This window comes from Paenibacillus sp. YAE3 (genome assembly GCF_057546105.1).
The window spans coordinates 152,619-177,006 of the sequence record NZ_BAAIYF010000012.1; the positions used below are offsets into that span (position 1 = coordinate 152,619).

The following is a 24,388-nucleotide window of genomic DNA, read 5'->3' on the forward strand; positions in this document are numbered from 1 at the left end:
AGCTATAGCCAAGCCGATCATAACAGCATTTATCCGTTTTTTGGCCCAGGACCGGAGGCTGTATTCCCGCGCCTTCGGAACCTGTGCCAAAGCATGTTCGCATTCATTGAAAAAGATGAATCCGAGCCTTGCGGCCCGGTTCATGTTATGACTTACGCCGTCACAGCAAAGCCTCTCTTGAATTTCGCGATGGCATCCTTCAAGGCTGCTTCGTTGTCAGCGACAAGATCTTTGGTGTCGCGAATGGACGCCAGAATTTCCGGATGGTTGCTTTCCAGGAACGCCAGGAATTCTTTTTCGAAGCGGCGGATGTCGCTCACCGGAATGTCGTCCAGATGGCCTCTGACAGCCGTATACAAGCTCGCTACCTGCTGCTCGACTTTGAGCGGCTGGTTAACGCCCTGCTTCAGGATTTCCATCAGTCTGGCACCGCGGTTGAGGCGGGCAAGCGTGGATTTATCCAAATCGGAACCAAATTGCGAGAACGCTTGAAGCTCACGGTATTGGGCAAGGTCGAGCTTCATACCGCCGGCAACCTTTTTCATCGCTTTGATTTGAGCGGAGCTACCTACGCGGGATACGGAGATACCCACGTTGATCGCCGGACGTTGGCCGGCATAGAAGAGCTCGGACTCCAGGAAGATCTGACCGTCCGTAATCGAGATGACGTTCGTCGGAATGTAAGCCGATACGTCGGAAGCTTGCGTTTCGATGAACGGCAGCGCGGTCAAGGAACCGCCGCCGAGCGCGTCGCTCAGCTTCGCTGCGCGTTCCAGCAAGCGGGAATGCAGGTAGAATACGTCACCAGGATAAGCTTCGCGGCCTGGAGGACGTTTGAGCAGCAAGGAAAGTTCGCGGTATGCCGCTGCTTGTTTGGACAAGTCATCATAGATGATCAGGGCATGCTCGCCTTTGTACATGAAATATTCGCCCATTGCGCAGCCGGCGTAAGGAGCGATGTACAAGAGCGGGGACGGCTCGGAAGCCGACGCCGTAACGACGATCGTGTATTCCAGGGCGCCATGGCGGCGAAGGTTTTCTACGACGTGAGCAACCGTGGATTGCTTTTGGCCGATCGCAACGTAAATACATTTTACGCCGTTGCCTTTTTGGTTGATGATCGTGTCGATCGCGATTTGCGTTTTACCGGTTTGACGGTCGCCAATGATGAGCTCGCGCTGGCCGCGGCCGATCGGTACCATGGCGTCGATCGCTTTGATACCGGTTTGCATCGGTTCATGTACCGATTTACGGTCGATAACGCCCGGAGCGTTGTTTTCTACAGGACGGAATTCGGATGCTTCGATAGGTCCTTTGCCGTCGAGAGGTTGACCAAGCGGGTTCACGACGCGTCCGAGCAGCGCTTCGCCTACGGGAACCTGCATGATGCGCCCGGTACGTTTCACTTGGTCGCCTTCTTTGATTTCCGTGTAAGGTCCGAGGATAACGACACCTACGTTGCTTTCTTCCAAGTTCAGCGCAAGGCCTACGACACCGTTCTCGAATTCCACGAGCTCGCCGGCCATGACGTTGTCGATCCCGTGAACGCGGGCAATACCGTCACTAACTTGAATAACGGTACCGACTTCGGATACCTCGATCTCTGATTTATATTGTTCAATTTGACTTTTAATCAGCGTACTGATTTCTTCAGGTCTGATACTCAAGTGTCTTCACCCCTATCTACTGTGCTAGTCTGTTAAAAGACTTTTCAAGCCGTTCCAGCTTCCCTGCCAGACTTCCGTCATACAGCTTGTCGCCGATGATGACTTTTACGCCGCCGAGCAGGCTTTTATCGATCACGTTCGTCACGCGGATTTTTTTGTTGGCCAAAGCTCCAAATTGTGCAGCAACGGTCCCTTTTTCCTGCTCACTCAGCGGATAAGTGGAGTACACTGTCGCATCCGCAATTCCGAGGCTTTCACCTTCGATCCGGATATAGCTTTCCAGAAGATCCGGGAGGATATCAGCTCTGCCCCGCTCAATGAGCAGTTCTACGGTATTGATGACCGGCTGGGATACTTTTTCTTGAAGGGCTTTTTTCAGCACATCCAGTTTTACTGTCACGGAAATGTTGGGTGTAGAGATAAACTGCTGCACGTCGTTGTCTTGCGCGATGGCTTCCACGACGGCTTTCAGCTCCTGCTCCACTTCCAGCGTCTTCTGCTGCCCTGCAGCCACTTCAAACAGCGCCTTTGCGTAACGCTTGGCTGCTATCGTTTCCCGGCTCATGGTCTGCCCCCTACCTCTTTAAGGTATTGGTCCACCAGTTCTTCCTGCACGCCTTCGCTGCTGACTTCCTTCTCAAGCAGCTTGGAAGCGATCTTCACGGAAACGGCGCCCACTTCGTTGCGCAGTTCCTGAACCGCCTTGTTCTTTTCGCTGGCGATATCGCGGACGGCTTCTTCCTTGATGCGCGCCGCTTCTTCCTTCGCCTGCGCCATCAACTGGTCGGCCTGCTTGCTGCTCGTTTGTTTGGATTGTTCGATAATCTCGTATGCTTCCTTGCGAGCCGCCTCGAGGGCTTTCTTCTGCTCCTCTACGTAAGCGACTGCCTGATCGCGGGTTTGCGCAGCTTCGTTCATCTGCGACAACACCAGCTCACGGCGTTTTTCCATGATGGAAAAGAGCGGTCCGAAAGCATACTTGTTGAGAAGCAGGTACAAAATCACAAATGCGATCAACGCGAGTATAAAAGACGGGATGTTAATACTCAATCTTAGTCACTCCTTTCCGGTGCACGTGCACTGCCGTTCACTCTCGTTTACGAAAGACCATAATTCTCACGGCTAAAAAGAAGGCGCGGATGGCCGTGGCCTTCCCCGCCAAACCCTGCTTGTGTTAAATTAAGCTCCTGCGTAGAACAAGAACGCGAGTACGACACCGATGATTGGAAGTGCTTCGACCAGACCAACACCGATAAACATCGTCGTTTGCAGAGTGGATTTTGCTTCTGGTTGACGAGCGATCCCTTCAACCGTTTTAGATACGATCAAACCGTTACCGATACCTGCGCCAAGCGCGCCCAAACCTACTGCGATAGCAGCTGCCAAAAATGCCCAAACTCCCATTTGTAAATCCTCCTTAGAGATGTGTATTTTGTTTGTATTTATGTTGAGTTAAGTGAAGCCTTACTCCAAGCTTAACTTTGAAGCTAATGTTCGTCATGCGACTCGATCATTTGCGAGATGTACACCATTGTCAGGATCGTAAATACGAAGGCCTGGATTGCGCCGACGAAAATACTGAATCCTTGCCATACCACGAGTCCGAGCGCCGAAGCCACCCAGCCCGCCGCGCCAAGCGCAGTCAGTTTCAGCAATACCGAAATGAGCACCTCGCCCGCAAAGATGTTACCGAATAGACGCATGCCCTGCGTGAGCAGTTTCGCGAACTGTTCGATGACGTTGATCGGGAAGAAGAACCAGTATGGCTGAAAATAGTGTTTGAAATAATTCTTCGTATTTTTCGTGATGCCGAGGAAATGCGACAACAGGAAAACGATCAACGCGAGCGCCATCGTCACGGAAGCGTCGGCCGTCGGGGATTTCCACCAAGCGACTCCAACTTCCTCCAGTTCCGGATTTTTCTCGAAGGCCTCTTTTACGGAGACGATCTCCTTGCCGAAAATGTGCGCATGTTCTGTGCCGTGATAGTCGGTTACGATACCAAACGGCAAGCCCAGCAAGTTCGCTACGAAGATAAACATGATGAAAGTGAGACCAAGGGACAGAAAATGCTTCCCTTTTTTCCAGTCCATCGTGCTTGAAATCAGATTTTGAACGAATTCAACTGCCCATTCCATGAAGTTTTGCAATTTGCCCGGATTTTCGACAGACAAATTTCGAGTTGCCAGTTTCGCGATGACAAACACGATCACGCAGGTCACAATGAGCATGAGAACGATGGAAAGGTCAATTGGAATGCCGCCCAATTCAATAATCGGTGATTCATGCATATTTTTCTCACCCCTTTCTCAGTTGAGCAATCTACTCTTCTTTGCGAGACAATCGAATTCCTATAAATAAGAGAAGGAACTGCGATAAGATCAGGGTAGCTGCGACCGCGTACAAATTAAACGTTTCCGGCTTCTGATAGGCGAGTATGACGGCCAGCACGCTTACCGCTGCGCGGGTCAAGAACCCCATGTTCACTCTTTTGCTTTCTCCGTTTGCGACCGCATCGGTCACCTTCTGCACCTTATAGCCCAGATAGAAGCTATTCAGCAGGCTGACGGTAGCGCCAAGCACCATCCCGAGCGCAATGCTCTTGTAATCGGGAAAGAAAGCAGCACCCAAAAAGCATAGGGCAAGAAAATAAAGCGTGGTTCTGGTCAATACCCTGCGGTATTTCCATATTTCATTCATCACTTTCCCCCAGGACTGCCTTGGTGATTATAAAAACGCTTACGCCGCCGATAAGGAGTCCGAATAGAACGCCGAAAGCGATCCAAAGTCCGGGCCCTCCCAAGATCTTGTCCAGCCAGGAGCCTAAATAAAAGCCCCCTAAAGTACACGCTGCCAGATCAATTCCGATTGCGCTTGCAAGTCCGATATATTTCATTGGGGTTGCAACGTTTTTATTGGTTTTACGCGGCTTTTCAGGTTTACTCACTATAGTCCACCCTCATAATCCCTGTTCATTTTACTGAATGTCACAAGAGTTTGTCAATTGAGCGGATTCATGTCATTTTTGTCCGAAACTATGAAAATCATCACAGCAAAACGCCGCAAAACCGTGCAAACCGTACAGTTTAACTGTATGCTGTACTCTTTGCCTCAAGAATGTTGGTTCAACTTTCCTTTGTGAACATTCTGTGAAATTGTTCCGGACGTTCTTTTCGGATGCCAAAATGATGCAAAATCGCTTGAACGATCCGCTCCGACGCCTTGCCGTCCCCGTAAGGATTCGCCGCCTTGCTCATCGATTCGTAAAGCGCCTGGTCGGTCAGCAGCGTTTTGGTGCGCTCGTACACTTTTTCCTCGTCCGTGCCCACCAGCTCGAGCGTTCCTGCCTCAATGCCCTCGGGACGTTCGGTCGTATCGCGGAGCACGAGAACCGGCACGCCAAAAGAAGGTGCTTCTTCCTGAAGCCCGCCCGAGTCCGTCAGGATCAGATGGGTATGAGGATAGAAGTTGTGCAGGTCCACCACGTCCAGCGGGTCGATCAGCTTGATTCGCGGATGGCCGCCGAGGATGGCGTGGGCCGGCTCCTTCACCGCGGGGCTCAGATGCACCGGATAGCAAATCGCGACGTCCTCGAATTCGTCGGCAATGCGTTTGACCGCACGGAAAATGTTCATATGGGGTTCCCCTTGCGATTCGCGGCGGTGCGCCGTCATCAGGATCAGCCTTTTGCCTGCCGCCCATTCCAGCACCGGGTGCGTGTAATCCGGCTGTACCGTATATTGAAACACATCGGTAACGGTGTTGCCTGTGACATAAATGCTTGATTCGTTTTTGTTCTCCCGTTTCAGGTTGTCCGCGGACCAATCCGTCGGCGAAAAATGAAGATCCGCGAGGATGCCGGTCAATTGGCGGTTCATCTCTTCCGGATACGGGGACAGCTTGTTCCAAGTCCGGAGTCCCGCCTCCACGTGCCCTACTTGGATTTTTTGCAGGAATGCCGCATAGCTGGCCAGGAAAGTCGTCAGCGTGTCGCCATGCACCAGCACGATGTCCGGCTGCGCTTCGCGAAGCACGGGCTCGAGCCCCTCCAGCACGCGGATGGTAATTTCGTTCAGCGTTTGCCGGTCCTTCATGACATCGAGATCGTAATCCGGCTTGATTTTGAACACGTCAAGCACCTGATCCAGCATCTGGCGATGCTGGGCGGTCACGCAGACCACCGATTCGATATGCTCGGGGTGTTTTTCCAGCTCCAAAATGAGCGGAGCCATCTTGATTGCTTCCGGACGCACGCCAAAAATCGTCATCACTTTTATTTTAGACATGAACTCTAACCTCTTTTCGCTTACTTGGTTCCGAACAGGCGGTCGCCGGCATCGCCGAGGCCCGGCACGATATATCCATGGTCGTCCAATTTTTCGTCGAGGGCCGCCACGTAAATGTCTACGTCCGGGTGAGCTTCCTGCACCGCTTTGACGCCTTCAGGTGCAGCGATCAGATTCATCATTTTGATCTGGGTGCAGCCGCGTTTTTTGAGCACGTCGATCGCCGCGATCGCGGAACCGCCCGTTGCCAGCATCGGGTCGATGACGATCAGCTCGCGCTCCGTTACGTCGGTAGGCAGCTTGGTGTAGTATTCGACGGGCTGCAGCGTTTCGGGATCGCGGAACAAGCCGACATGGCCCACCTTCGCCGCGGGAATGAGCTTCAAAACCCCGTCAAGCATGCCAAGGCCCGCACGCAGGATCGGAATGAGTCCGAGCATGCGTCCGGCAAGCACCTTGCCGTCGACCTCGGCGACAGGCGTCTGGACCTTCACCGTTTCAAGCGGAACCTCGCGCGTAATTTCATAAGCCATCAAAGAAGCAACCTCGTCAACAAGTTCACGGAAATCTTTTGTGTTTGTCCGCACATCACGGATAAAAGTCAGCTTGTGTTGAATTAAAGGGTGATCGCAAATCACCAGTTTTCCCATTGTATTGTCCCTCCGGTAATCGTAAGTCTAAGTGCTGCCAGTGCCGGTTTGCCATGTGCAAAGACGTCTAGGTACACAAATCTTGTTTATTATATCATTCCCTGAAATGAAATTGCACCACGTTTCACATGTTTATTTTCGCCCCAAGCCGCGGAAGATTAAACCTTTTGTGACAAGGGCTGCAATCCGGAAACCGTTTGGCCGGCCGGAGGGTATTGATGCGGCATGCACAAAAAAAGGGCCGGAGGCCAAGCCTCCAGCCCTTTCAGGTTCAAGTAGGATGCGAATTAATAGTTGAGTTCCGGATACAGCGGATATTGGTCCGTCAATTCCTTCACCAGGGCAGCCGCTTTGGACAGGACGGTTTCGTCCTGAGGCTGCTTCAGCGTCATGGCGATGATTTTGCCGATTTTCTCCATGGCGGCCTCGTCCATGCCGCGCGAAGTGGCGGCTGGCGTGCCGATCCGGATGCCGCTTGTGACGAACGGGCTGGTAGGGTCGAAAGGAATCGCGTTTTTGTTCACGGTAATGCCGATGGAATCCAGCACCTTCTCGGCGTCTTTACCCGTGATGTTCACGCTGCGGGTATCCACCAGCATCAAGTGGTTGTCAGTACCGCCGGATACGATGTTCAGGCCTTCGCCGATCAGCGTTTCGGCCAAAACTTTGGCGTTTTTCACGACGTTTTGGGCATAGGTTTTGAACGAAGGATCAAGCGCTTCGCCAAGCGCCACCGCTTTGGACGCGATGACGTGCATCAAAGGACCGCCCTGGGTGCCAGGGAATACCGCTTTGTCGATGGCCTGCGCCCACGGCTGTTTGCACAGAATCATGCCGCCGCGCGGACCGCGAAGCGTTTTATGCGTCGTTGTCGTGACGAATTGGGCATGAGGCACCGGACTCGGGTGAACGCCCGCGGCAACCAGGCCGGCGATATGCGCCATGTCGACCATGAACAACGCGCCCACGTCGTTTGCGATCGAAGCGAACGCTTCGAAATCGATCGTGCGCGGATACGCGCTGGCGCCGGCAACGATCAAACGCGGACGGTGTTTGAACGCGGCTTTGCGCACTTCGTCGTAATCGATCAGGAAGTTGTCTTCGCGAACGCCGTAAGCGACGAAGTTATACAAAAGGCCGGAGGCGTTAACCGGGCTGCCGTGCGTCAAATGTCCGCCGTGGGCCAGGTTCATGCCGAGCACCGTGTCGCCGGGTTTAATCGCGGCAAGATATACCGCCATGTTCGCTTGTGCGCCGGAATGCGGCTGCACGTTGACGTGTTCGGCGCCGAACAGCTGCTTTGCGCGGTCGCGGGCGATATCCTCGACGATATCTACGCGCTCGCATCCGCCGTAATAACGTTTGCCCGGATAACCTTCCGCATATTTGTTCGTGAGGACGGAGCCCATGGCCTCCATCACCGCTTCGCTGACAATATTTTCGGAAGCGATCAGCTCGATGTTGCTGCGCTGCCGCTTCAGCTCCAAATTCATCGCATCCAATACCGCTGGGTCTGCTTTACGCAATTGATCCATCTTCTTGTTCCTCCCTTAAAATAAACTTTCCTATTTTTTTGCGCATGAACGCTGTCCAATCCCCGACGTTTAATCGCAAGCGGAGGCGTTGCCTGTATCCTGCCCGGGCGAGATGCGGTACACCGCACGCTCGCCGCCGATCAGCTTCGGCCGGGTGAAGGCGGTATTCACGCGCGCTTCCCCCACATATCGAAGCTTGGTGCGGTAAGGCACGGCCACGCGCCGCAAATGCATCCCGATCAATGTTTCTCCGATGTCGATCCCCGCATCCGCTTCGATCGTTTCGGCCAAACACGGCTCCTTCATGGAGCGGTATGCCGCGCTGGCCATGGAACCTCCGGCCTTCGGCACCGGTACGGCCGCCACTTCGGTCAGCCGCAAAGCGGCAAGAAGGGAACGCTCCACGACAAGCGCCCGGTTCAAATGCTCGCAGCACTGGAACGCGAGCTCGAAACCGAACTCGAGGCTGACTTCCCGGATGCCTTCCAGCAGCTCCTGCGCCACTTCAAGCGCCCCCGAGGTGCCGATCCGCCGGCCCGCCACTTCGCTCGTGCTGGTTCCGACCACGACGACCTTGCCGGGGCCAAGCCCGGCCGCTTCCGCCAGTTCGCGCAAAATAGCCGACACTTGCTCTTTTAGCGAAACTTCCGCCGGAATGCCTTGTTCGGAAAATTCCATGCGAATACCTCCCTAACGCTGCAGATAACGGTCCTCGATCGCTTTGATTTTGCCGACGCGCTGCGTATGGCGCTCTCCGCTGCTGAACGGCGTATCGAGCCAGATTTTCGCGATTTCCTGCGCCAGGCCGGGGCCGATGACCCGCTCGCCCATCGCCAGCACGTTCGAATCGTTGTGCTCCCGGGTCGCTTTGGCGGAAAATACGTCATGCACCAGCGCGCAGCGAATTCCCGGAACCTTGTTGGCCGCGATGCTCATGCCGATCCCCGTACCGCAAATCAGAATGCCGCGATCAGCCTCACCCGAGGCAACCTGCTCGCATACAGGCAGGGCATAGTCCGGATAATCCACGGAGTCAGCGCAGCTGCACCCCACGTCCACGACCTCGTGGCCCATTTCCTGAATAACGGCGATGATGTCTTCTTTCAAACGCACTCCCGCGTGATCTGTTCCCACAGCAATCTTCATGTTTCGAAAAACCTCCCTGAATGTCGTGCTTTTGTGACTTCTTGTACATTATACCCTATTTCAAAGCCACAAGATGAAAATACCTTCATGGGGATGCCTGCAAAATCCTCCCTATGAATACAAAAAAGAGCAGTCCGCGGATAACCGCAGAATTGCTCTTTTGCCCAGGCGACCGGCCGTATCATCCGGTGCTCCATCGTGGTTTCATCCACAGTTGTCGCCAGTTACACCGGATCCAAGGTTTTTCACAACCATCATAAATCATTAGACGGCGAAAAGCAAGCAATTTCGGTCCTTGCTCCGCCTGCCGGAGGCGCACCGAGGTAACGTGCAGCCTGGGCCGCTGTCTCCCTTGAAGAGGTTCGTTGACGCGCCCCGGATCAAAACCGAAACCGATCCCCATGCTTTGCTTACGATGCGCGATAAGCTTCCAGCTTATCCAGCAAACGTTCGATCGCGGCCCGGATTTCGGCCGCGGCCAAATCATAATCCTCCCGGGATCCCCCGAACGGGTCGGAAATATCGAAGCTCGGCACGCGCTGCTGGATTTCGATCAAGCGTTCCCGCTCCGCATCGGTCAGCTCCTGTCCGAGCGAGCGTTTGACCTCCCAGGTCGCGTAAAGGCCGTCCAGCTCTTTCAGGTCGTTCAGCACGCCTTCGTCGTCTTCCACGTATTCCTTCAGCGTGAACACTTTGTCCGCCGCATGCGGAAAGTTGCGGATGACCTGCTGCTTATGGCTTTGGGTCAGCGTAAGGATCAAGTCGGACCAATCGACCGCTTCCGGCTTCAACGATTTCGAAGTCAGGCGGTCGTCGATCTCATGGTCGCGCAAAACCGCCTCCGCATGCCGCGACATCGACATGCCGTCCATGGCCGCGACGCCGGCGGAACGGGCTTCCACGTCGATGCCGCGATCCTTGGCCATTTTGCGGAGAAGGGCTTCCGCCATCGGGCTGCGGCACGTGTTCCCTGTACACACAAACAAGATATGCTTCACGTCTATCGCACCTCCCGGATTGTTCTTTGGCGATTATTGTATCAAAAGATAAAGGCGAGGCCAAATGCCAGCAGGATCACGCCTCCCAGCGCCTCCCCGAAATCCCCCAGGTTGCGGCTTGCCCTCCGGCCCAGCAGGAGTCCCATGACCGACATCGCCCCGCCGCTGATGCCGAAGGCAAGCACGGTGACGATCAAATTGCTCTGGAACATCCCGAGCGACAGCCCGACGGAAAAGGAATCCACGCTGACGCTTAAGGCGAACAACAACATGCCCGGCAGCGACCGGTGGTCGATCATCCGGGTCTCTCCGCTTTTGAAAGAGCCGAATACCATGTGAACGCCGAGCAGGATGAGCAGTCCCCCGGCAACGTAGTCGGCCACCTGTCCAAGCAGGGAGCTCATGTATTGTCCGGTATACATGCCGATCAGGGGCATCAGGATATGAAACAAGCCGATCAGCACGCTGATCTTCAGCACGTGCAGCAGGCGAATCCCTTTCATGCCGATTCCGATCCCCAGGGAAAATGCGTCCATTCCAAGTGCCGCGGCCATCATCAGGATCGCGATCAGCTGACCCAAACCGGCGGGTGTCTCCAACATTCCCATTCCTCCATGTCCGTTAGGTTCTTGTACAACCATATGCGGACAGGTGGACAATCATGACTTGTACGTTGTTCCGGACAGGCTACCGATCGGCCCCCTCAAGCCTGACGACGTCCTGTCCCGCCGCCTTGCGGAGGCGGTTCATGATCGCCGCGCCGATACCGTCTTCCGGGCAAGCCTCGGATAAAATAAAGCCGATTCCCTTTTCGTCCATGCGGCGCAGGGCGGCATACAGGCGATGCGCAGCCGCGCTCAAATCGGACAAACTCCCCAGCGATTCGACGCAATCGGCCTGATAGCGGCCGATATGCTCCTCGAACGCAAGAACCCCGGTCCGTTCGCCGCGGGCAGCGGCTTCCCGCAAGTGGCGGTCAATCCAATCGGACACTTCGGACGCCGAAGGTCCCGTGACGATGCGGAGCGAGCCCTTGGGAGCATAATGCGTATATTTCATTCCGGGAGCTCTCGGCGCCTGGACAGGCTCGCTTCCGGACTCCGGCAGAAGCGCCGGATCCAAACGCGCAGGCGCTCCCGCCGCCTGCGACAGCTGCTCCAGCGTCACGCCGCCCGGCCGAAGGACGGTCACGATGCTGTCCTCCGCCACGTGAACGACGGTCGACTCGACGCCGACGCCGGTCGCGCCGCCGTCGACGATGCCGCCGATGGCGCCGGCAAGATCCTCCAGCACGTGGCCGGCCAGCGTCGGGCTCGGCCGTCCCGAGCGGTTCGCGCTCGGCGCCGCCACGGGACAGCCGGATTCTTCGATGAGCGCCAGCGCGACCGGATGATCCGGCATCCGAATCCCGACCGTGTCCAGTCCCGCGGTCACGCGGTCCGAAAGCGCGCCGGGCCGTACCGGCAGCACGATCGTGAGCGGTCCCGGCCAAAAGGCTTCCATCAGCCGCTGCGCCGCCGGGCTAACTTCCTTCACCAGCCCATCCAGCTGATCCTTCCGCGATATATGTACGATCAGCGGATTATCCGACGGTCTGCCTTTCGCCCTGAATACCGCTTCAACCGCCGCTGTGGAACGGGCGTCGGCGCCAAGGCCGTATACCGTTTCGGTCGGAAAAGCGACCACGCCTCCTTCCCGAAGAATGGCCGCCGCCGGTTTAAGCGCTTCTTTCAGCCGGCCGGGCTCGGAGAGAAGCTCCGGACCGATACGCCAATAAGGCGTGGCCGATGTCCCCGAAACCGTCCCATGATCTGTTCGTTCCATGTTTATCCCTGTCTTTCTGTCTGGTGTTCGTCCCAATATTTAAAAAGACCCAAATTCGAACCACGGCTTTGCCTCAGGCTTTTCAGCCGATCAGCGACCCGTCGAGCAGCACCCTAACGCGCATATGCCGTGATTATGAAGTTGAGCCGTTTGACCGATAAAATGGTTTATCCATTCCTTATCTTATCACACCTGAAACGATGGTTGTATCTCCCGCCCGGGCCGCCGTCCGGAAAACGCCGGATGCGGAATGTTAAAACAAGGCCTTGAACCAGCTGAAGATCCCTTCAAGCATGTCCCAGAGAAAAAAGCGGACTTCCGGTTCGGATGCTTTGACCGGCGCTTGATCTGCTGCTTTTGCGGTTTGGCTTCCCGGCTCTCCCGGGCTGTAGGACGTTTTTTTCGTTTTGCCCGACAGCTCTTTGGACGATTCCGCTTTCGCCGCAGCGGGTTTTGCCGCCGCGTCGCCGCTTCCTGCATCGATGAAGCAAAGCGGCGGGAACAGCACGCACCACCAGTTCTGGCCTTTGCCTTCGCCCAGCGTAATCCGCAGCGCTTCATAGTTTCCCGCAGGATACACGGTGCCCCCGTACAATTTCGTCGGGAAAGGCACAACGCCGAGTTCCACGCGGTAACCGTAGCCGATTCCCCGCTCTTCCAGCTCTCTGCCTACCAAGTCATGAAGCTCGGGCAAATGTTCGCGGATCGTTGCGCGAGCCGCCTCCAGACTTTGCGGATCCTCCAAATCCTGTACCCAGGCATCCATTTGCTCCACCACCGCATCCCGGATTTGCCGTTTGACGAGCTGGTCGTCCGGATGATCGGAATTGGCCAGGATGCGCAGCCGGATCGATTCCCCCGGAATCGGCCCGCCGGCGACGGCGGCGTCGGTTTTTTGCGCTTCCCAAGTCATGGCGAGCATCAATAAGATACAAAAAATAATGGCGGTATTCTTCACCAAAGACCGGAGACGGTCTTCTTTTTCGTTATGATTCCACATGCCGTTCATGCCCCCTCTATCAAATCCTGCTATGATACTGACCAGTATGGCCGGAAATGATAGAGTCTAAACCTGGAATCTATGAATCTAGCGAAATCGTACAAAAGACCGTTCTCCCATTACCTTGTTAAGGTCAGGGAAAACGGTCCACTTGTCCGTGTCAAGCCTGTTTGGTGGCCGCAGCTTTCTGCGGGGCCGGGGCGAAAATATCCTCGCTCACCTCGTGGCCGTGTACGCGCACGCTCATCACGATGCCGATGCTGGCCATATTGATGAGCAGCGACGTACCGCCGTAGCTGATAAACGGCAGCGTAATCCCCGTCAGCGGCATGAGTCCGATAAAGGCGCCAATGTTTTCGAAAATCTGGTAAAGCATCATCGACACGACCCCGACGATCAGCAGCGGCCCCGCCCGGTCCCGGCATTCGAGGCAAATCAGGATCATGCGGTGAATCAATATGAAATACAGCAGCAGAACGACCGACGACCCGACAAACCCGAACTCCTCCGCGATTTCCACGAAAATCGAGTCGGAATACGTGTAAGGCACGCGGCCGGACTGGACCGACGTCCCCTGCATGTACCCTTCGCCCATCATGCCGCCGGAAGCGATGGCAAGTTTGGCGTTTTTCGTATGGTACGAGGCTTTGGCCGTCGCTTTGTCCGGAACCAGCCAAGGGTCGATCCGTTCCGTCCAATGTTCCCGTCCGATGTCTTTCAAGAATTTTTCGATGTTGTCATGAAAGTGAATATAAGAGAAAATCCCGCCGACGGCGACCGCTCCCAAAATAATGAGGGCCAGAAACGCATGCAGGAACTTGATGTTCCCAACCCACAGCAGCCCGAGCAAAATGAGCACATAGCTGAGCGCGTTCCCAAGGTCGTTTTGGATCATGACCAGCGCAAACGGAATAAAGGTCAGCCCCCCGATCGGCAGCACGTCCCTCCATAGGGAAAGCTTGGGTTTGGGCCTTTTCATCAACAAATACGTCAGGAATATGATCAAAATAAGCTTGAACAGCTCGGCCGGCTGCAGGCTGAATCCTCCGAATTTGAACCAGCCCTGGGCCCCGTTCACGTCCGATCCCAAAAAGTTGACCGCGACCAATAACGCGTTGCCGAACAAATAAATATATAACGCATACTTGACGAGCAACTTATAATCCAGTAACACCAGCCCGAAAAAAACGACAAAAGCCAAGATGTAATACTGGAGCATTTTGATGTGGGAGCCTGCGAACTTGGTATCCGTAGTAACGCTGTATATTGCCATGATGCTGACGCCCATGAAAATCATAAGTATAAAGACGACGACGTAATCCACTTTTTTCAGCTTTTGAAGCATCTGCTATCCCCCTGATGCGGGCCTCTCCCGCCCTTCTTGCCGTGATCCTTGCCGAAAACTCACTGTACTATTGTAATGGAATAGCAGCCCCATATTCAATTCCTGTTAAATCCATCGCGAAGACGCCGGAGCAAACGGCCGTACCGGCCGCCTTTCTCCATGCTTTCCGGAAGCGGAAACGGCTCTTCCTCCTCTTGCCCATGAATCCGGATGCTCATAACCACCCCGATGCTCACCATATTGATGACCAGCGAGGTCCCCCCGTAACTGATAAAAGGGAGCGTGATCCCGGTCAGCGGCATCAGGCCGATAAAAGCCCCGATGTTGACGAATATCTGATAAACGAACATCGCGATGATGCCCGTGATCAAATACGGCCCGGCCCGATCGCGGCAATCGGCCGCGATCAGCACCATCCGGTGGATCAGGATAAAATAAAGCAGCAGCAGCACCGACGAGCCGATAAAGCCGTATTCCTCGGCGATCTGCACGAAAATCGAGTCGGCATAAGCCAGCGGCACGCGCTCCGATTGAATCGTCGTGCCTTTCATGTACCCTTTGCCTTCGATGCCTCCCGAACCGATGGCCAGCTTGGCGTTGTACGTCTGCCAGCTGACGTCGCGGGAGGCCAGATCCGGCACCAGCCACGGGTCGAAACGGGCGATCCAGTGTTTTTTGCCGAGATCTTCGCTAATGAGCTTGACCGCCTTGTCATGATAATGGATGTAAGCCTGAATGCCTCCGAAAATCGCGGCAGAGGCGATCGCCAGCGCGATAAACGCATGCGAATATTTGATGTTGCCGACCCACAGCAGCCCCGCCAAAATGACCATGTAGCTGAGGGCGTTGCCCAGGTCGTTCTGCAGCATCACCAGCGCCCAGGGAACCAGCGTGACAAGGCCGAGCGGGACCACGTCCCGCCAGAACAGCAGTTTGTTTTTGCGCTTGCGGACCAGCAGGAAGGAAATGAAAATGGTGAGAAACAGTTTGAACAATTCCGCCGGCTGCAGGCTGAGTCCGCCCGGAAGCGTGATCCACCCTTTGGCCCCGTAATATTCGTTGCCGAATAACAGCACCAGCACGAGCAGCATCAGGCCGAACAAATAGATATATAAGGCATACTTGATCAGCAGCTTGTAGCTGATCAGCGAGAAACTCAAAAAAGCCGCGAATCCGACCACGTAATAAACGGCCATTCGCTCCGAATAATGTCCGATTTTGGGCCTGCCGGCCGTGACGCTGTAGATGGAAAGCAAGCTGAACGCCATCAACGCAAGCAGGATGAAAATGATGGACATGTCCATGCGTTTGAATTTCTGCAGCATGCGGCATCCTCCAATATGTTTTGGATTTGGCGAAATTCCCCAAGCCTCAATACCTCTATTGTAGTTTAAACCGGATGCAAAGAAAAATTTACCTCAGGCGCTGCATGTTGGAGACGCCGATCACGTGGCGCTCGATGCCGGCGAGGTCAGGGACGATGATGATTTCGTCCCAATGGCCGGCGGCGCGAAGGAGCTGCGCGACTTCGCGGGCCTGCCCCTGCCCGAGCTCGAAGGCGATGAGCCGGGGCGGGGCCTGGAGCAGCGTCAGCTGCTCCATCATGAGGCGGTACGGCGCGAGTCCGTCCGTGCCGCCGTCAAGTGCGGTACGCGGCTCGTGGTCGCGCACCTCCCGCTGCAGGCCGGCAATGTCGGCCGCAGGAATGTACGGCGGGTTGGACACCAGAATGTCCAACCATTCCCCCGCAAACGGTTCAAGCAGGTTGCCTTCCAGGAAGGCAACCTGCGCGCCGTTTGCGGCGGCGTTGCGCGCGGCCACCTGCAGCGCGCTTGCCGAGATGTCGCTGGCACGGACATGCCAGCGCGGGGCGTGCAGCGCCAGCGTGACCGCGATGGCGCCGCTGCCCGTGCCGATGTCGGCGCACTCGAGCCGCCGCTCGGCGCCGTTTTTGCCCGATGCCCCTTCAACGGAGGCATCGGGTCCGCCTGGAGCGCCGCTTCGCGCGGCGCCCTCCGGCCATAAACGTCCGGCCTGCGCCAGCACGGCCTCCACGAGCAGCTCCGTTTCCGGCCGCGGTATGAGCACGGCCGGCGTTACCTCAAACGGGATGCCGTAAAATTCCTGCATCCCGATAATGTATTGCGCCGGCTCCCCGGCCCCGCGGCGCGACACCGCGCGCTCCCAAGCTTCGCGGCGCTCCGCCGGGAACGGCTCGGGCAGCGCCATGTAATAGGCGGCCCCTTCCAGCCCCAGCACATGCTCAAGCAGCAGCTGGGCGCTGCGCTGGGGTTCGGTTACGCCGCACCCGCTTAAAAAAGAGGAAGCCTCAACGAAGGCTTCCCGTATCGTTTGCTTTGGCGTCATCACGAACGTGGCATCATGCAAAGCGTTATTCCCCTTTTTCCATCAGTTCCGCCTGTTCGGCGATGTTCAGCGCGGAAATGATTTCTTCGATTTCGCCGTTCATCACCTGATCGAGCTTATGCAGCGTCAGGCCGATGCGGTGGTCCGTCACCCGGCTTTGCGGGAAGTTGTAAGTCCGGATCCGCTCGCTGCGGTCCCCGGTGCCGACTTTGCTTTTGCGCTCGCCGGCGTATTTCGCTTCCTCTTCCTGGCGTTTCATATCGAAAATGCGGGCGCGCAGCACCTGCAGCGCCTTTTCTTTGTTCGAGTTTTGCGATTTGCCGTCCTGGCAGGTCGCCACGATTCCGGTCGGGATATGCGTAACCCGTACGGCGGATTTGGTCGTGTTGACGGATTGTCCGCCCGCGCCGCTGGAACAGAACGTGTCCACGCGGATATCCTTGTCGAGAATCTCGATGTCGATATCCTCGACTTCAGGCATGACCGCCACCGTCGACGTCGACGTATGGATCCGGCCGCCCGACTCCGTTGCCGGGATGCGCTGCACGCGGTGCGCTCCGCTTTCGTATTTCAATTTGCTGTAGGCGCCGCGGCCGTTGATCATGAAGATAACCTCTTTGAAGCCGCCGAGATCGTTCATGTTCGCTTCCATCAGCTCCACGCGCCAGCCTTGGGTATCGGCGTAGCGGGTGTACATGCGGTACAGGTCGGCCGCAAACAGCGCCGCCTCGTCGCCGCCCGCCGCGCCGCGGATTTCGACGATGACGTTTTTGTCGTCGTTCGGATCTTTTGGAAGCAGCAGGATGCGGATGCGTTCTTCCAGTTCGGTCTGCCGCGAGGACAGCTCCTCGATTTCCATTTTGACCATTTCGCGCATCTCGTCATCGAGCTTTTCGCCTTGCATCGCTTTGGCGGCCTCCAGCTCTTCCGTTACGGTTTTATATTCGGTATAAGCCTCGTAAGCAGGCTGTAAGTCGGATTGTTCCTTCGAATATTCCCGAAGTCGCTTGCTGTCGTTCACAACATCTGGGTCGCACAGCAGCTCGCTCAGTTTTTCATAGCGGTCTGCCAAGGCTTGCAATCGGTCCAACAAGGGGGGTCACCTCTCCTGTTTTTAATATATTCCGGGCCCCCGCAAAGCAATCGGAATAAGCTTCAGACATCACGCGTCACTTTGTGGGGCTGTTTTTTTGGTATCATATGAAGAAAAAGCCGTTTATCCTTTCGCTAGCACACCATGGACAGACGACTTTTTATTATAACATGGAACATGTATTTTTTCCAGCTTCAAAACAGCGGCCCTACTGAACTCTGAAATAGCCGGTTGACTGTCGTGCCAACGGCTCAAGGTTCCGCATCGGAATCCATCCATATTCCTGCCCGCTCGCCATGCGGCACCATCCCCATTCGTTCAGTTCCTTAAACAGTTCGACCGTGTCGCCTTCGACGACATCGAGTTCATGCGCGCAGTAGTCTTCGGTGATCCTGCCTTCCGTCCCGTTTTTTTCGATGATTTGCTCGGGCGGGCACCCACCCCTCCATGCCGCCGTCAAGGGTGTAGCAGTATCTCCAGTTTTTCCAGCCTTCGGGATCATCGTCGATTCGGCCGAGCACGACCGTCTGACCTTGGATCAGGCGAATCGGGTGAGGATAATTGGAGCGGTGCCGGGTATGTACGCTATAGAATTGACTCATGCTTGCCTCCCTAACATCTTCATGTTCGCTTAGCATTTTAAACCTCATTGTATGCCAAAATGGAAAGCAAACAAAGGCCAGCCGCAAAATCATTCAAAACAAATACAGCACCCTTCCGCCTTAGGGTAGAATTAAAAAAAAGTTTTTAAAAATCTTGCAGGGTTCGTTTCGCGCGGGGCGTCTAACGAAATGAAACGGGAGGAGGGGAGAAGACTGGAAGAGTTGCAATGGGTCCGGGCCGTCAAGGCCGGCCATCCGGAAGCTTACAAATACCTGGTGCAGCGGTACCAAAACATGGTATATCACGTGTGCCTTAAAATAACGTCCGACGATACGTCGGCCAAGGATTTGTCGCAGGACATCTTCATGAAGGCTTATTCGGCCCTTCCCGCCTTCCGCGAGGATTCCTCCTTCTCCACCTGGCTGTACCAGATCGCCGTCCGCAAATGTCTCGACTGGAAGCGCGCGCAGCAGCGCGAGCAGGCGCGGCGGAGTCCCGGGGAAGTCAACGAAAACGATTGGGTTACAAGCGAGACCCCGGAACAAATCGTACTGTCCGAAGAAAAAAGCAGCCGGATCCGAAGGATGGTCGACGAATTGGCGGAGCCGTACCGGTCGGCCGTCCGGATGTATTATTTTGAACAATGCTCTTATCAGGAAATTGCCGAGAGGCGCGGGATTACCGCCAAAACGGTGGAATCGCAGCTGTACCGTGCAAGGGCGATGATGCGAAAGAAAGGAGAGGAATTACGATGAAATGCGAATTGATCCAATACCAGCTGGGGGCTTATACCGCAGGGGAACTTCCTCACGAATCCTCCCTTTTCATCGAACAGCACCTCCGTACTTGTCCTGCCTGCCAGGCATGGCACAAGGAGGTACAGGAAATGGCCCTCATCTGGCAACAGCCTGGAGAAACGAACGACTTTCCCGATTTAACGGCGGACATCATGGATGAAATCCGGCAGATGCCGCCTCTATATACACGCCAGACTTCGCGTTTGAAGCCGAGGGATTCCCGAAGATCGATGATCGCCCATTTTGGGGTAGCGGCCTGCCTGGCCTTCTTCCTGTTCCAATTCAACGTGTTCGAACACGTAAGCTCGGGCATCACCCAGGCGACGCAAATCTTCTCCGATTCCGTGGATCATATATTTAAGGAGGGTAAACGATGATTAGAAAAAGTAGATGGCTGACGTTTTTGCTCGCGATGATTCCGGGCGTCGGACACCTGTACCTGGGTTTCACCAAACAAGGACTGCAAATGATGATCGGGGCCGCGGCCTGCATCATCCTGATTCCGTCCATTCCGATGATTTTCTCGTTCGCTCTGGCGATTCTGTGGTTCTATCAACTGTTCGACGCGCTGCAAAAAGCCGCTTGGATGAAAGCCGCAGCCCTGGAGCAGGAACGCATGATGATGGGGCAGGAAACCTTCGGGTATCCTTGGACGATGCAGGATTTGATGGCAATGGGCGGATATCCGCGGGAAAACCAGCTGAATCCGGTCTGGACCGGGATCGGGTGCGTCATCGTAGGGGCAGCGGTGCTGCTCATGACCATCTTCCCCGCGCTCTGGCACTGGCTGCTTCAGCAAAACACGGCCAGCGTCCTGCTCGCCGTCGCATTAATCGGCTACGGCCTGCGTCTGTTGCTAAAAAAACCCGATCGTAGAGGGAGCGAATCTTTATGAACCCCCAAATGAATCAAACGCCTCCGCCCGTCAAGGTCGGCCGATGGACTTCTGCCATCGGCCTGATCGGCATCGGCGTGATCGTTTTGCTGCAATTCAACAACATCATTTCGTTTGAAGCGCTCAAATACGTTTGGCCCATGCTGCTGATTCTGCTTGGCGTCGAGGTGGTCATCGCCAATATCGTTCACTCCGAAAGAAGGGTCCGTCTCGGCGGATTCAGCGTCACGATCCTGATTCTGCTGCTGCTGGTCAGCATGGTTCAGACCGTGGTTCCCGATGTGAGCAGCTTGTTCAACCGGGGATATGTCAGCGCCATTCGGGGCCAGGAGGAAATAGGGAGCAGCATCAAACGCGTCGAAATCATGGTCGATCACGGGAAGATCAACGTCACCGGCACCGAAGAAGCCAAGTTGACCTACGACGGAAAATTTCGTTTCCGGGACGCCAAACATCAGGAAGATGCCGACCTCAAAGCCAAAGAAAGATGGAAGGTCAGTTCGTCGGGAGACACGCTCGTCCTTTCGCTCGAAGACAATCCTGAAATTTGGTTTAATTTCGGCTTCATCCCGGATGATTATTTGAACGTATCGGTTCCGAAATCTCTTGAGGTCGAGGTTCATACCAAAAACGACTCGGTGACCGGGAAACAAATGGACGCCGGCTTCACGGCCGTAACCACCAACTCGTCCATTACGCTGGAGGAAATCAAAGGCAGCGTGTCGGCTTCGACGACAAACGGAGCGGTTCGCGTGAAGGACATCGGCGGCTCCGCCCAAGCGAAGTCGACCAACGGGGCCCTTACGATCGAACGGATCGCCGGCGCGGTCACCGCCAAGACGACCAACGGAGCGATCCGGGGAACGTCCGCCATTGGCGGCGACTGGACCTTAAGCAGCACAAACGGCAGCATTAACCTGAAGGTTCCCGAAAACACAAGCGCCGAAATCAAGGCCGAAACCACCAACTCATCCATCAGCGGCAGTGTTCCGTGGACCGAGGACGGCGGTGATAAACATAAACAGGCTGTGGTCGGGGACGGTTCCCACCAAGTCGTGCTGTCGACATCCAACGGGAGCATCAAGGTCAATTATGGAGAGTAACCTTTAGACGCCTCTACAGGAGATGTTCATTTTATTCGTTCGTAAAATTAAAGATCGGCCTATCGAGATTGTTCATCTCGTTTAGGCCGATCTTTTTGTTTGCAGGCCCGTCGTTCATTCTTTATTCATCGACCAGCTCCAACAAGTAATCGGTGTATTCCTGCTCGCTCATCTTCGAAATGGCGTCCGCCAGCTTGTCCTGGGCTTGTTCGGACGGCAGCCGCTCATAATCGGCTTGGTTTATTTTGGCCATCCGCGCCCGATATGCGGGCGTGCTGTTCTGCTCGATATATTGAATGACTTCCTGCATGGGCATTTTCTTTAGCGTCCAAATACTGATGTCGTCGCTCAACGGATCCTCCCCCTTTTTAAGCAGATGTCCATGTACTCCTATGGTGTCCGATCACCGTAGCACCCATTCCGTTCATTTCGGGCGTTGCCTTGCCCGGAGCCAGACTGCAAAGGGATGTAAAAAGGCTGCCCCTGGGCAAACTTCAACTCTTTCGCTAATCATGACCAGCAATCGGGTGAAGTGCGCTGTCGGGACAGCCTAATATGTCGAACTCTCGTCTTACACGTTAAACCGGAAATGCATCACGTCGCCGTCGGCAACGACGTAGTCTTTGCCTTCGAGGCGGAGCTGGCCGCGCTCTTTGGCCGCGTTCATGCTGCCGGCGGCCATCAGGTCATCGTAGGAAACGACCTCGGCCCGGATAAATCCGCGTTCAAAGTCGGAGTGGATCACGCCTGCAGCCTGAGGCGCCTTGGTTCCTTTGCGGATCGTCCACGCCCGTACCTCCTGAACCCCGGCCGTGAAATAGGTATACAGGCCGAGCAGGCGGTAAGCCGCTTTGATCAGGCGGTTCAGGCCGGATTCCTCAAGGCCCAGCTCTTCCAGGAACATCGCCTTGTCTTCTCCCTCCAGCTCGGCGATTTCCGCTTCGACTTTCGCGCTGATCGGCACGACTTCGGCATGTTCCGCCGCCGCGAAATCTTTGACCTGCTGCACGTAAGGATTGTTGTCCGCGTCGGATACCCCGTCCTCGCTGACGTTGGCCGCATAAAGAACCGGCTTCATGGTCAAGAGATGCAGATCGCGCAGCACAACCTTCTCGTCTTCGGTCAGCTCCACGCTGCGCGCAGGCTGATCGTTGTACAACGCTTCTTTGACGCGTTCCAGAATGGCGATCTCCTGCTCGTATTGCTTGTTGCCGCCCTTCATGTTTTTGCGGGCGCGGTCGATCCGTTTGTCCACGCTCTCCAGATCGGCCAAAATCAGCTCCAAATTAATGGTCTGGATGTCGCTGACCGGATCGACCTTGCCGTCGACGTGCGTAATGTTTTCATCCTCAAAGCATCTGACGACATGGACGATGGCGTCCACCTCGCGAATATGGGCCAGAAACTTGTTGCCAAGCCCTTCGCCTTTGCTGGCGCCGCGGACCAGGCCCGCGATATCCACGAATTCGAATGCGGTAGGCACGGTTTTGTTCGGCTGCACAAGTTCGGTGAGCTTGTCCAGGCGCTCGTCCGGCACCTCGACGACGCCGACGTTCGGGTCGATTGTGCAGAACGGATAGTTGGCGGATTCGGCTCCCGCCTGCGTAATCGCATTAAACAAAGTGGATTTGCCGACGTTCGGCAGTCCCACGATACCTGCTTTCAAAGCCATGGATGATGACACTCCTATTTCATATTGGACTAGGCTTAAGCCTGAATGAATTGAAGGATGCTGCAAACCCTCATCTATTAAAAAAACACATACGCGAATCCTCGTTACTTCGCTGCAAATGCGCAGCCTCTCAATCCTACCCATTATATATTAGAACCTTGGGGGCATCAAGATAAGGAACCGATTCCCCGCCGATGCGGCGGAGGTTCGCGCCAAACGCCATGATCCCTTCCGCAAAAGGGCGGAAAGCTGGTGCAGACAGCCGTCACGGCGAAATCCGGACCAGCCTGTCGGTCGCCCGCAGCGCGGCGATATCGGCCGCGCCGATCCCGAACATGGCCGTGCGCAGCTCAAACTCGACTTGGGCCAGCACCGCATGCAGCGCCTCCTCCGACTCCACGGCCGGGCCAAGCATGCTTCGCCCGTACCCGGCCAGGTCGGCCCCAAGCGCAAGCACCTTGGCGGCATCCACGCCGGATTGGAGGCCGCCGCTGCCGATCAACCCGGCTTCCGCCGACGTTTTCCGGATCTCCGCGACGCATTCGGCCGTCGGATTGCCCCACCCGGCAAAGGCCTCGGCCGCTCTTCTTCGCATCGGGTCTTGGCTGCGGTGCTTTTCGACCTGGCTCCAGGAGGTGCCTCCGGCTCCGGCGACGTCGATGAATTTCACGCCCGCCTCCAAAAGCAGCGCCGCCGTCTCCCCGTCGATGCCCCAGCCGACTTCCTTGACCCCGACCGGAACCTCCAGCTGCCGGCATACATGCTCGATTTTGGACAGCAATCCGCTGAAGTTCGTATTGCCTTCGGGCTGAAACACTTCCTGCAATCCGTTCAAATGAAGCACCAGCATGTCCGCTCCCGCTATGTCGACCGCACGGCGGCACTCCTCCGCCCCGAAGCCGTAGTTGAGCTGCACCGCTCCCAGGTTGGCGATGACGGGGATCGTGGGGGCATGTTTACGCACATGGAAGGTGTATGCAAGCTCTTCCCGCTCTACGGCGGCGCGTACCGATCCGACTCCAAGCGCCCAGCCCCGCGCCTCGGCGGCCGCGGCCAGTCGTTCGTTTATGGCCCCGGTCGCTTGGCTTCCCCCCGTCATGGAGCTGATCAGCAGCGGCGTGCGCACCGGCCTGCCCAAAAAGGAGGTCTCCAGGCTGATGGCCTCAAAATCCGTCTCCGGCAGCGCGCAATGGCGAAAGCGGTATGTTTCCAGTCCGGACGTCACGCCTACGCCGCTGACATCCTCCGTCAAACTGATCCGCACATGTTCAATTTTTCGTTCTCCCGTTGCGATTTCCGGCAAAAGCGATTTTTTGCCCGTATGATTATCGCTCATCGCGATCCCCCTTCCGCATCTTCCCGCTTGGCCATACACATGTGATCCGGCCGAATATGAACCCGTAGATT

29 protein-coding genes and 1 riboswitch are annotated in these 24,388 nt (G+C 55.8%); of the genes, 4 read left to right on the forward strand and 25 right to left on the reverse strand.

Features of this window, described 5'->3' with window-relative positions:
* Positions 1-152: 152 nt before the first annotated feature.
* The 22 genes from atpA to AC27KL_RS21970 all read right to left on the reverse strand — a co-directional run bounded on the left by atpA (position 153) and on the right by AC27KL_RS21970 (position 18,513).
* On the reverse strand, positions 153-1,667 hold the full coding sequence (gene atpA, locus AC27KL_RS21865; RefSeq protein WP_036706402.1) for a F0F1 ATP synthase subunit alpha: 1,515 nt from the start codon (positions 1,665-1,667) through the stop codon (positions 153-155).
* Between the two features lie 16 nt (positions 1,668-1,683).
* On the reverse strand, positions 1,684-2,232 hold the full coding sequence (locus AC27KL_RS21870; RefSeq protein ID WP_036706400.1) for a F0F1 ATP synthase subunit delta: 549 nt from the start codon (positions 2,230-2,232) through the stop codon (positions 1,684-1,686).
* On the reverse strand, positions 2,229-2,717 hold the full coding sequence (atpF, locus tag AC27KL_RS21875) for a F0F1 ATP synthase subunit B (protein ID WP_487171038.1): 489 nt from the start codon (positions 2,715-2,717) through the stop codon (positions 2,229-2,231). The genes AC27KL_RS21870 and atpF overlap by 4 nt, the downstream gene beginning before the upstream one ends.
* Before the next feature lie 129 nt (positions 2,718-2,846).
* Positions 2,847-3,071, reverse strand: coding sequence for a F0F1 ATP synthase subunit C (gene atpE / locus AC27KL_RS21880; RefSeq protein ID WP_036706394.1), 225 nt, complete (start codon positions 3,069-3,071; stop codon positions 2,847-2,849).
* Positions 3,072-3,154: 83 nt separating this feature from the next.
* Entirely contained in the window at positions 3,155-3,958 is an 804-nt protein-coding gene (atpB, locus tag AC27KL_RS21885) for a F0F1 ATP synthase subunit A (RefSeq protein WP_487171039.1), read from the reverse strand.
* 31 nt (positions 3,959-3,989) lie between these two features.
* Positions 3,990-4,367 carry an ATP synthase subunit I gene (locus tag AC27KL_RS21890; RefSeq protein WP_212949792.1) on the reverse strand — a complete coding sequence of 126 codons (378 nt, stop codon included), beginning with the start codon at positions 4,365-4,367 and terminating at the stop codon, positions 3,990-3,992.
* Positions 4,360-4,614 carry an AtpZ/AtpI family protein gene (locus tag AC27KL_RS21895; protein WP_036706388.1) on the reverse strand — a complete coding sequence of 85 codons (255 nt, stop codon included), beginning with the start codon at positions 4,612-4,614 and terminating at the stop codon, positions 4,360-4,362. The genes AC27KL_RS21890 and AC27KL_RS21895 overlap by 8 nt, the downstream gene beginning before the upstream one ends.
* Before the next feature lie 178 nt (positions 4,615-4,792).
* Positions 4,793-5,953: a non-hydrolyzing UDP-N-acetylglucosamine 2-epimerase gene (wecB, locus tag AC27KL_RS21900; protein WP_339322571.1), complete on the reverse strand. Its 1,161-nt coding sequence runs from the start codon at positions 5,951-5,953 to the stop codon at positions 4,793-4,795.
* A gap of 20 nt (positions 5,954-5,973) precedes the next feature.
* Positions 5,974-6,603, reverse strand: coding sequence for a uracil phosphoribosyltransferase (gene upp / locus AC27KL_RS21905; protein ID WP_036706382.1), 630 nt, complete (start codon positions 6,601-6,603; stop codon positions 5,974-5,976).
* 287 nt (positions 6,604-6,890) lie between these two features.
* Positions 6,891-8,138, reverse strand: coding sequence for a serine hydroxymethyltransferase (gene glyA / locus AC27KL_RS21910; protein ID WP_487171040.1), 1,248 nt, complete (start codon positions 8,136-8,138; stop codon positions 6,891-6,893).
* 69 nt (positions 8,139-8,207) lie between these two features.
* On the reverse strand, positions 8,208-8,816 hold the full coding sequence (locus tag AC27KL_RS21915) for a TIGR01440 family protein (protein ID WP_487171041.1): 609 nt from the start codon (positions 8,814-8,816) through the stop codon (positions 8,208-8,210).
* Between the two features lie 12 nt (positions 8,817-8,828).
* Positions 8,829-9,284, reverse strand: a complete 456-nt coding sequence (rpiB, locus tag AC27KL_RS21920) for a ribose 5-phosphate isomerase B (RefSeq protein WP_036706374.1) — start codon at positions 9,282-9,284, stop codon at positions 8,829-8,831.
* 155 nt (positions 9,285-9,439) lie between these two features.
* Positions 9,440-9,522: riboswitch (ZMP/ZTP riboswitch) on the reverse strand.
* A 172-nt stretch (positions 9,523-9,694) separates the two neighbouring features.
* Positions 9,695-10,282, reverse strand: a complete 588-nt coding sequence (locus tag AC27KL_RS21925) for a low molecular weight protein arginine phosphatase (protein WP_487171042.1) — start codon at positions 10,280-10,282, stop codon at positions 9,695-9,697.
* 41 nt (positions 10,283-10,323) lie between these two features.
* Positions 10,324-10,884, reverse strand: a complete 561-nt coding sequence (locus tag AC27KL_RS21930) for a manganese efflux pump MntP (RefSeq protein ID WP_487171043.1) — start codon at positions 10,882-10,884, stop codon at positions 10,324-10,326.
* Positions 10,885-10,969: 85 nt separating this feature from the next.
* A complete protein-coding gene (locus tag AC27KL_RS21935; protein WP_487171044.1) occupies positions 10,970-12,106 on the reverse strand; it encodes an L-threonylcarbamoyladenylate synthase in 1,137 nt (378 codons plus the stop codon).
* A 253-nt stretch (positions 12,107-12,359) separates the two neighbouring features.
* Positions 12,360-13,106 carry a stage II sporulation protein R gene (gene spoIIR, locus AC27KL_RS21940; protein WP_487171045.1) on the reverse strand — a complete coding sequence of 249 codons (747 nt, stop codon included), beginning with the start codon at positions 13,104-13,106 and terminating at the stop codon, positions 12,360-12,362.
* A 160-nt stretch (positions 13,107-13,266) separates the two neighbouring features.
* Entirely contained in the window at positions 13,267-14,451 is a 1,185-nt protein-coding gene (locus tag AC27KL_RS21945) for an FtsW/RodA/SpoVE family cell cycle protein (protein WP_487171046.1), read from the reverse strand.
* Positions 14,452-14,546: 95 nt separating this feature from the next.
* Complete coding sequence (locus AC27KL_RS21950; RefSeq protein WP_487171047.1) at positions 14,547-15,776, reverse strand: FtsW/RodA/SpoVE family cell cycle protein; 1,230 nt, start codon at positions 15,774-15,776, stop codon at positions 14,547-14,549.
* A gap of 88 nt (positions 15,777-15,864) precedes the next feature.
* Positions 15,865-16,818, reverse strand: coding sequence for a peptide chain release factor N(5)-glutamine methyltransferase (prmC, locus tag AC27KL_RS21955; RefSeq protein ID WP_487171083.1), 954 nt, complete (start codon positions 16,816-16,818; stop codon positions 15,865-15,867).
* Between the two features lie 25 nt (positions 16,819-16,843).
* Positions 16,844-17,911 carry a peptide chain release factor 1 gene (prfA, locus tag AC27KL_RS21960; RefSeq protein ID WP_036706357.1) on the reverse strand — a complete coding sequence of 356 codons (1,068 nt, stop codon included), beginning with the start codon at positions 17,909-17,911 and terminating at the stop codon, positions 16,844-16,846.
* Positions 17,912-18,119: 208 nt separating this feature from the next.
* Positions 18,120-18,371 (reverse strand): SH3 domain-containing protein, encoded by a 252-nt coding sequence (locus tag AC27KL_RS21965; protein WP_487171048.1) that lies wholly within the window; start codon positions 18,369-18,371, stop codon positions 18,120-18,122.
* Complete coding sequence (locus AC27KL_RS21970) at positions 18,277-18,513, reverse strand: SH3 domain-containing protein (RefSeq protein ID WP_487171049.1); 237 nt, start codon at positions 18,511-18,513, stop codon at positions 18,277-18,279. Before AC27KL_RS21970 ends, AC27KL_RS21965 begins: the two co-directional genes overlap by 95 nt.
* A 189-nt stretch (positions 18,514-18,702) precedes the next feature.
* Here AC27KL_RS21970 and AC27KL_RS21975 point away from each other — a divergent pair, with 189 nt between their 5' ends.
* Genes AC27KL_RS21975 through AC27KL_RS21990 form a run of 4 tightly spaced genes read left to right on the forward strand, consistent with a single transcriptional unit; the run spans position 18,703 to position 21,309 of the window.
* Positions 18,703-19,269, forward strand: coding sequence for an RNA polymerase sigma factor (locus AC27KL_RS21975; protein ID WP_197069897.1), 567 nt, complete (start codon positions 18,703-18,705; stop codon positions 19,267-19,269).
* The gene (locus tag AC27KL_RS21980; protein ID WP_036706349.1) at positions 19,266-19,688 is read left to right on the forward strand and encodes a zf-HC2 domain-containing protein; all 423 of its coding nucleotides are present in this window, start codon (positions 19,266-19,268) and stop codon (positions 19,686-19,688) included. The genes AC27KL_RS21975 and AC27KL_RS21980 overlap by 4 nt, the downstream gene beginning before the upstream one ends.
* Positions 19,685-20,206, forward strand: coding sequence for a hypothetical protein (locus AC27KL_RS21985; protein ID WP_339322577.1), 522 nt, complete (start codon positions 19,685-19,687; stop codon positions 20,204-20,206). The genes AC27KL_RS21980 and AC27KL_RS21985 overlap by 4 nt, the downstream gene beginning before the upstream one ends.
* Entirely contained in the window at positions 20,203-21,309 is a 1,107-nt protein-coding gene (locus AC27KL_RS21990; protein WP_487171050.1) for a DUF4097 family beta strand repeat-containing protein, read from the forward strand. The genes AC27KL_RS21985 and AC27KL_RS21990 overlap by 4 nt, the downstream gene beginning before the upstream one ends.
* Before the next feature lie 121 nt (positions 21,310-21,430).
* Here AC27KL_RS21990 and AC27KL_RS21995 read toward each other — a convergent pair whose 3' ends face one another.
* The 3 genes from AC27KL_RS21995 to fni all read right to left on the reverse strand — a co-directional run bounded on the left by AC27KL_RS21995 (position 21,431) and on the right by fni (position 24,317).
* Positions 21,431-21,661 carry a hypothetical protein gene (locus AC27KL_RS21995; protein ID WP_487171051.1) on the reverse strand — a complete coding sequence of 77 codons (231 nt, stop codon included), beginning with the start codon at positions 21,659-21,661 and terminating at the stop codon, positions 21,431-21,433.
* Positions 21,662-21,880: 219 nt separating this feature from the next.
* On the reverse strand, positions 21,881-22,981 hold the full coding sequence (ychF, locus tag AC27KL_RS22000) for a redox-regulated ATPase YchF (protein ID WP_339322580.1): 1,101 nt from the start codon (positions 22,979-22,981) through the stop codon (positions 21,881-21,883).
* 265 nt (positions 22,982-23,246) lie between these two features.
* Positions 23,247-24,317 carry a type 2 isopentenyl-diphosphate Delta-isomerase gene (gene fni / locus AC27KL_RS22005; RefSeq protein ID WP_487171052.1) on the reverse strand — a complete coding sequence of 357 codons (1,071 nt, stop codon included), beginning with the start codon at positions 24,315-24,317 and terminating at the stop codon, positions 23,247-23,249.
* Positions 24,318-24,388: the final 71 nt, after the last annotated feature.

What these genes read in the sequence shown, in the direction of transcription:
- AC27KL_RS21870 (WP_036706400.1), bottom strand. Translation starts at nt 2,232, where the DNA reads ATGAGCCGGGAAACGATAGCAGCCAAGCGTTACGCAAAGGCGCTGTTT.
- atpE (WP_036706394.1), bottom strand. Translation starts at nt 3,071, where the DNA reads ATGGGAGTTTGGGCATTTTTGGCAGCTGCTATCGCAGTAGGTTTGGGC.
- atpB (WP_487171039.1), bottom strand. Translation starts at nt 3,958, where the DNA reads ATGCATGAATCACCGATTATTGAATTGGGCGGCATTCCAATTGACCTT.
- AC27KL_RS21890 (WP_212949792.1), bottom strand. Translation starts at nt 4,367, where the DNA reads ATGAATGAAATATGGAAATACCGCAGGGTATTGACCAGAACCACGCTT.
- wecB (WP_339322571.1), bottom strand. Translation starts at nt 5,953, where the DNA reads ATGTCTAAAATAAAAGTGATGACGATTTTTGGCGTGCGTCCGGAAGCA.
- upp (WP_036706382.1), bottom strand. Translation starts at nt 6,603, where the DNA reads ATGGGAAAACTGGTGATTTGCGATCACCCTTTAATTCAACACAAGCTG.
- glyA (WP_487171040.1), bottom strand. Translation starts at nt 8,138, where the DNA reads ATGGATCAATTGCGTAAAGCAGACCCAGCGGTATTGGATGCGATGAAT.
- AC27KL_RS21915 (WP_487171041.1), bottom strand. Translation starts at nt 8,816, where the DNA reads ATGGAATTTTCCGAACAAGGCATTCCGGCGGAAGTTTCGCTAAAAGAG.
- rpiB (WP_036706374.1), bottom strand. Translation starts at nt 9,284, where the DNA reads ATGAAGATTGCTGTGGGAACAGATCACGCGGGAGTGCGTTTGAAAGAA.
- AC27KL_RS21930 (WP_487171043.1), bottom strand. Translation starts at nt 10,884, where the DNA reads ATGTTGGAGACACCCGCCGGTTTGGGTCAGCTGATCGCGATCCTGATG.
- AC27KL_RS21935 (WP_487171044.1), bottom strand. Translation starts at nt 12,106, where the DNA reads ATGGAACGAACAGATCATGGGACGGTTTCGGGGACATCGGCCACGCCT.
- spoIIR (WP_487171045.1), bottom strand. Translation starts at nt 13,106, where the DNA reads ATGTGGAATCATAACGAAAAAGAAGACCGTCTCCGGTCTTTGGTGAAG.
- AC27KL_RS21945 (WP_487171046.1), bottom strand. Translation starts at nt 14,451, where the DNA reads ATGCTTCAAAAGCTGAAAAAAGTGGATTACGTCGTCGTCTTTATACTT.
- AC27KL_RS21950 (WP_487171047.1), bottom strand. Translation starts at nt 15,776, where the DNA reads ATGCTGCAGAAATTCAAACGCATGGACATGTCCATCATTTTCATCCTG.
- prmC (WP_487171083.1), bottom strand. Translation starts at nt 16,818, where the DNA reads ATGACGCCAAAGCAAACGATACGGGAAGCCTTCGTTGAGGCTTCCTCT.
- AC27KL_RS21970 (WP_487171049.1), bottom strand. Translation starts at nt 18,513, where the DNA reads ATGAGTCAATTCTATAGCGTACATACCCGGCACCGCTCCAATTATCCT.
- AC27KL_RS21975 (WP_197069897.1), top strand. Translation starts at nt 18,703, where the DNA reads ATGAAACGGGAGGAGGGGAGAAGACTGGAAGAGTTGCAATGGGTCCGG.
- AC27KL_RS21980 (WP_036706349.1), top strand. Translation starts at nt 19,266, where the DNA reads ATGAAATGCGAATTGATCCAATACCAGCTGGGGGCTTATACCGCAGGG.
- AC27KL_RS21985 (WP_339322577.1), top strand. Translation starts at nt 19,685, where the DNA reads ATGATTAGAAAAAGTAGATGGCTGACGTTTTTGCTCGCGATGATTCCG.
- AC27KL_RS21990 (WP_487171050.1), top strand. Translation starts at nt 20,203, where the DNA reads ATGAACCCCCAAATGAATCAAACGCCTCCGCCCGTCAAGGTCGGCCGA.
- ychF (WP_339322580.1), bottom strand. Translation starts at nt 22,981, where the DNA reads ATGGCTTTGAAAGCAGGTATCGTGGGACTGCCGAACGTCGGCAAATCC.
- fni (WP_487171052.1), bottom strand. Translation starts at nt 24,317, where the DNA reads ATGAGCGATAATCATACGGGCAAAAAATCGCTTTTGCCGGAAATCGCA.